Genomic DNA, 2,772 nt, shown 5'->3' on the forward strand with positions numbered 1-2,772 from the left:
AATATCATATAGATCAACTCTTCGTGGACGTGTTTTTTTGCGTGTAGACTCAAGTATTAGATGGATTTTGCTAAATTGTTTACGAGAACTTGGATAAGAGCGGGTCATAACTACCTCCAAAGGTTTTATGAAAACTATCATTATACCTTAATGAGAAGATTTTAAACAGGCTCTAAGAGTGAAGATCCAGAGGAGCCTACACGAAGAGAATTTTGATTATCTGAAATGGGGACCCCTTGAGAAGTCGTTAGTTTATTTTTAGCTTGTTGATGTATTTCTTTACCTTGGTCCACAAGGGGTGTATTAGCCTCTTTTTTACCCATAAAAAATCTCCTTTATACTTATTTGCAAAACTTAAAAAAAGTATAGATTGTAAACATAAAAATATTTTATGTTCGTTATACGAATTTTTAATTTGACCAGCAGTGCTTATATTTGAGGAGGTTATTTATGACAGTACCACCAACTTTACAGTATGGTTCTATATCTGAGCCTATTTCTCCAGAATTGGAACGAGAAGGGATTTTACATACACCATATGGATACCATCGAGTGAATCGACAAGACTTTAGTCGATTTCAAAAACCCTTTGTCAAAGGTTTCATTGCATTTTCTGCAGCAAATTTATTAATAGGTGGATCTATTGTAGGACTTGGAGCTTATTCTGGAAGTGAAGGGGCAACTTGGGGTAGCATGCCTTTTTTTGCTAATAGTGTGCTCGGTCTATTTAGCCTTTTCATGGTTAGAAGTTTCCAGGGCATCACTCGAGAAGCTCACGATTCTTTATGTCTTTAATAAAGACGGAGCTGTATTTAATACAGCTCTTCAAATTTTATTCTTCTGGACGCATAATAGGGAAAAAGAGGACATCTCGAATAGAGGTGGCTTTTGTGAGTAGCATTACTAAGCGGTCAATCCCCATTCCCATCCCGCCGGTATTGGGAATGCCCTGGCAAATCGATTCTAAAAACTCTTCATCTAAAGGAGAGGCTTCTTCATTGCCTGCAGCACGTTTTTCTGCTTGGGCTTCTAAAAGCTCTCTTTGTAGAATAGGATCATTGAGCTCTGTATAGGAATTACAAAACTCTGAGCCTAGGATGAAAGTCTCGAATCTTTCTACAAAGCGCTCTTGTTTCAGTTTTGGATCGCGATGTAGTTTGCAAAGGGGGGTGGTTTCAATCGGATGATCGATGATATGGTGAGGTTGGATCAGATGTTCTTCTACAAACTCTTCAAAAGTATGTGCAATTAAAACCCCTTTACTAGCTTTCTGCAATTCTTTTGGATCAAGAGCGGTATTTTTAATCAAATAATCAGAGAGCTCTTTTTCACTCATTTGGTCTATGTTTATTTTAGCATAGGTAAGAATGCTATCTTTCATAGAAAGGCGCTTCCAAGGGGTCTTTAAATCAATAGTTACTTCTTCTGTTTCTTTTTGAAAGGTTAGCTGAGTGGTATTAAATAACTTAAGGGCTAATTCTTCAAATAGATTTTCCACTAGCTGCATCATGTCGTTATAATCCCAATAGGCAGCATAAGCCTCTAGCTCAGTAAACTCTGGGTTGTGAGTGCGATCGATTCCTTCATTGCGAAATACCTTTCCCATTTCAAAGACCTTTAAAAGTCCTCCTGCAATCAATTTTTTTAAAGGAATTTCTAGAGAAATCCTCAAAAACATTTCTTGATCTAACGCATGGAGATGGGTTACAAAAGGTTTTGCAGAAGCGCCTCCATAAGTATTTTGTAGGACAGGTGTTTCTACTTCTATAAAGCCTAATCTATGAAAATACTTACGTATAAGCTCTAAAATACGAGAGCGCATGACAAAAGTGTGCACTACATCAGGGTTTGCAATTAAATCAAGCCAGCGCTTGCGATATCGCACACCTTTATCTGCAAGTCCACTATATTTATCAGGGAGCGGAAGTAAGCTTTTACAAAGTATTTTTACTCTATGAGCAAAAAGCGTAAGTTCCCCTTTATGCGTATGAAATAAATACCCCTCTACTCCTAAAAAATCCCCTAAGTCGATCTTCTTTTCCAAAAACTTTAGGGAGCTCATTTCTCCACTGGGTTGAAAACCATCTACGCAGGTGGTATTTCTATTAAACATCACTTGGATACGACCTGTTTCATCCTGTAATTGAGCAAAAGCATTCTTCCCCATTCCACGAAAGAGCACAAGCCTGCCAGCTATAGAGGTTTTTTCTGTTTTTTCTTGTTCCGCTTCTTCGCTAATCCCAGTTTTTTTATCTAGCCATTTTGTGTGTAATTGTTGAGCGGTATTTTCAGGAGAAAAAGTAGGAGGATAAGGATCAATTCCTAGTTGTTTAATCTCCTCTAATTTACGTAAACGATTTTGAAATTCTTCATGTTCATAGTAATCTGGCTTTTGCATAGATGGATCTCTTTGAAATTTTCCACTATTTTAGAGAGTTATTTGCAAAACTGCAAGTAGAGAAGAGGATATTCATCAGCAAAAGAGATATTTTCTTCTGTTTTAAAATAAAAACTTAAGAATAAATATTATTTACTCTTACTTTGATATCCTTATAATCTATAATTCATTTAGAACAAATCTGAATGTGTTCCAATCCTAACAAAAATAACTTAAGTTTTGGTCTTTTTAAAAATCAGTAGCCAATCTGGTTCTATATCTCTATCGAATAATTCTTGTAATTGAAAGGCCCTTTCAACCTTGAAGTGCACAAAAAAGAACATATAAATACTTGAAAAAACATCTATTGTGCACCCGAGCATAGCATGTTTGTA

Annotated in this window: 3 protein-coding genes and 1 pseudogene; 1 reads left to right on the forward strand and 3 read right to left on the reverse strand. The window is 36.3% G+C overall.

Annotated features, from left to right (window positions below; translation table 11 throughout):
• Together RHOW815_RS08715 and RHOW815_RS07670 are read right to left on the reverse strand one after the other, a co-directional pair.
• Positions 1-108, reverse strand: a pseudogene (locus tag RHOW815_RS08715) (IS5/IS1182 family transposase); the annotation flags it as partial.
• Between the two features lie 53 nt (positions 109-161).
• Positions 162-323: a hypothetical protein gene (locus RHOW815_RS07670; protein WP_215217720.1), complete on the reverse strand. Its 162-nt coding sequence runs from the start codon at positions 321-323 to the stop codon at positions 162-164.
• A 127-nt stretch (positions 324-450) separates the two neighbouring features.
• On the opposite strand from RHOW815_RS07670, the gene RHOW815_RS07675 reads away from it, so the two are divergent.
• Positions 451-795, forward strand: a complete 345-nt coding sequence (locus tag RHOW815_RS07675; protein WP_215217721.1) for a hypothetical protein — start codon at positions 451-453, stop codon at positions 793-795.
• 37 nt (positions 796-832) lie between these two features.
• On the opposite strand, the gene lysS is transcribed toward RHOW815_RS07675, so the two are convergent.
• Positions 833-2,398: a lysine--tRNA ligase gene (gene lysS / locus RHOW815_RS07680; protein ID WP_215217722.1), complete on the reverse strand. Its 1,566-nt coding sequence runs from the start codon at positions 2,396-2,398 to the stop codon at positions 833-835.
• Positions 2,399-2,772 lie beyond the last annotated feature (374 nt).

The organism is Candidatus Rhabdochlamydia sp. W815, from assembly GCF_018642185.1.
Classification (GTDB): Bacteria; Chlamydiota; Chlamydiia; order Chlamydiales; family Rhabdochlamydiaceae; genus Rhabdochlamydia; species Rhabdochlamydia oedothoracis.

Bases quoted from the DNA above. Each gene is read 5' to 3' on its own strand.
- RHOW815_RS07670 (WP_215217720.1), bottom strand. From the start codon at position 323: ATGGGTAAAAAAGAGGCTAATACACCCCTTGTGGACCAAGGTAAAGAA.
- RHOW815_RS07675 (WP_215217721.1), top strand. From the start codon at position 451: ATGACAGTACCACCAACTTTACAGTATGGTTCTATATCTGAGCCTATT.
- lysS (WP_215217722.1), bottom strand. From the start codon at position 2,398: ATGCAAAAGCCAGATTACTATGAACATGAAGAATTTCAAAATCGTTTA.